This is a genomic window from Marinomonas transparens, assembly GCF_016463975.1.
Classification (GTDB): Bacteria; Pseudomonadota; Gammaproteobacteria; order Pseudomonadales; family Marinomonadaceae; genus Marinomonas; species Marinomonas transparens.
This window is the reverse complement of record NZ_JAEMNX010000076.1, coordinates 1-1,205: the sequence shown is the minus strand read 5'-3', so window position 1 is coordinate 1,205 and position 1,205 is coordinate 1. Positions and strand designations below refer to the sequence as shown.

At 39.3% G+C, this 1,205-nt stretch carries 1 protein-coding gene; it reads left to right on the top strand.

Annotation, left to right across the window (positions count from 1 at the left end):
• The first annotated feature begins 186 nt into the window (after positions 1–186).
• A complete protein-coding gene (locus I8J31_RS20710) occupies positions 187–1,164 on the top strand; it encodes an IS110 family RNA-guided transposase (RefSeq protein WP_199470485.1) in 978 nt (325 codons plus the stop codon).
• The last annotated feature ends 41 nt before the right edge of the window (positions 1,165–1,205 follow it).

The window sequence follows — 1,205 nt, the reverse complement described above, 5'->3', positions numbered from 1 at the left end:
GCCCTTGTATCTTTCTCAGTGAATTGCTTAGCTAGTAATTCACTCTAGTCTGGTAAGTATGTTCCTTGCCCAAGCGCTTTGATGCTGTAGGGGAGATTATTCTACCAGACTAATCCTTTAATATTGGATGGTATCCAAGCGCCTGTTTTCACAGTGATGCTGTATGTACAAGGGAAATTAGGATAAATGATTTATATTGGAATTGATGTCGGAAAAAATAAGTTGGATTGTCTTTGGTTAAAGGATATTCAATCAGAAAAAGTAAAAACGAAAGTCTTTAAAAACAATCAAGAAAGCTTCGATAGTATCTCACAGTGGTTAATCAAAGTGACTTCAGCGCAGCCAGAACAGCTTCATATCACGCTTGAAGCAACGGGGATTTATCACGAAGGGGTTGCTACCCATTTGTTTAATCAAGGGTTTCATGTCTATGTCGTTAATCCTGCTAGGCCTAAAGAGTTCGCCAAGGCGCTTGGAGTCACTCACAAAACAGATAAAGCAGACAGTTTGCTTTTAGCCAAATTCGGGTATCAAATGAACCCAAGACGATGGACTCCCGAAGCGCCAGAAGTCCGCAAGCTGAAAGCATTGATCAGACGTATAGAGTCTATAGAGAAAGACATACAGCGAGAACTGAATAGAAAAGAACAAGCTGAAATCGCTGATAATTCCTCTGTCGTTATTGAATCTATCGACAAGATCGTGTCTGTATTATTAAAAGAAAAAGAAAGACTCACTGAGGAGCTAGATACTCATATTGATAATCACCCAACATTAAAAACGAATAGACGCCTTTTAGAGAGTATTCCGGGCGTTGGCCCTGTTGTATCAAGGCTCATGTTGTCTGTGTTGTCCTCAAATCTGTTTGAAAAAGCTGGTAGTTTATCGGCCTACTTAGGTCTTATTCCGAGAATTAGAGAGTCTGGAACATTAAAAGGCCGCTCAACGTTATCAAAAGTAGGGCCTCCTAATATCAGAGCCAAAATCTATATGGCTGCTGTTGTTGCAAAACAACATAACCCTGATGTTAAAGCACTTTATGAACGTTTGAAAAATAATGGGAAAACTCATATGCAAGCACTCGGAGCAGCAATGAGAAAGCTTGTACAAATTTGTTTTGGTGTTTTCAAACATCAAAGTGAATACAAGCCTCAAATAGTCTAAATGACTAAAAAGGCTTGATTAGAAAGATGGTATCTCCCCTT

What these genes read in the sequence shown, in the direction of transcription:
- I8J31_RS20710 (WP_199470485.1), top strand. Translation starts at nt 187, where the DNA reads ATGATTTATATTGGAATTGATGTCGGAAAAAATAAGTTGGATTGTCTT.